Here is a 1,215-nt window from a genome sequence, read left to right on the forward strand (position 1 = left end):
CTTAAATTGCAATGTTAAATTGAACTAATTTCAAACTGTAATAATTTTAATTGTATAGAATTTGTTTTAGTTGATCTTCAAAAGCTTCATTTGGAGTTAAATAACCCAATATTTTTCTTGGTAAAGTATTGCACCAATTTTGAACTCTGGCAATAGCTTCAATTGAGAATTCATTTATGCTTCTACCTTTAGGTATAAATCTTCTTATCAAGCCATTGTGACGTTCATTTGTGCCTCTTTCCCAGGACGAATATGGATGAGTATAATAAACTTTTGTATCAACTACTTCTTCTATACTGGCTAGCTCTGAGAATTCAGAACCATTATCACTTGTAATGCTTTTAAAAACTGTAGAAAATAAGTTTCCAGTTTCTTTGATCAGCTTTGTCATAGCCTCCTGCACAGAATAAGAACTCTTATCAGCAATCTTACGAATAATTTGTGAGCGAGTAGTACGTTCTGTCATAGTAAGTAATGCTGCCTGATCTTTAGTCTTTTTACCAATAACGGTATCAATTTCCCAGTGACCAAATTCACTGCGGTCATTAATACTTTCAGGACGTTCTTCAATGCTGGTACCTAACTTCTTTTTGTTACTTTTAATACATCTTGATTTTGAAGAACGTTTTACCTTCAGTGGCAGATCAATATTTTTAATCTCAAGTAATCCAGCATCTATATAGTTATAGAGAGTTTTAGTACAAACCATCTCTGAATTTGGAAATTTATTATGCAGTTTAGCTGAACCACAAATAGAATCAATTGAATGATTTGAGTTGTAGAATTCATCTATCACATGTTCTATGAAATTGTAACATTCTAAGAGTTTAAACTTAGGCCCACAATTTTTACGATTATTCTCATAAACTCTTTGACCAGTGTCTGGAAAGTAGATTTCAACAGTTTTATTGGCTTTGATTTGAGAAACAGTACCACGTTTTAATTCGTTTCTGATTGTATTAGAAGCTCTATTTAAGCGTTTAGCAATAGCATAAGCAGACATTCCTTCGGAATGTAATAATGCAATTTGACCACGCTCATAAGCATTTAGGTGTTTATTTTTTCGAGAAATTGGTGTATCATTTAAGTAGTCCATAGTGTGCACCCTCCTGTAATGTTTTTGTTTGTGGTAATTCAATTATATTACAGTTTGGGCCACTATGGGCATTTTTTTATTAAATTTTTAATTAGTTCAAGTTCATTATACAATTAAGC

1 protein-coding gene is annotated in these 1,215 nt (G+C 31.9%); it reads right to left on the reverse strand.

Features of this window, described 5'->3' with window-relative positions; all coding sequences use genetic code 11:
- Positions 1-46 precede the first annotated feature (46 nt).
- The gene (locus C7958_RS15490) at positions 47-1,096 is read right to left on the reverse strand and encodes an IS30 family transposase (RefSeq protein ID WP_111573569.1); all 1,050 of its coding nucleotides are present in this window, start codon (positions 1,094-1,096) and stop codon (positions 47-49) included.
- Positions 1,097-1,215 lie beyond the last annotated feature (119 nt).

It is taken from the genome of Halanaerobium saccharolyticum (assembly GCF_003259895.1).
Taxonomy (GTDB): domain Bacteria; phylum Bacillota; class Halanaerobiia; order Halanaerobiales; family Halanaerobiaceae; genus Halanaerobium; species Halanaerobium saccharolyticum_A.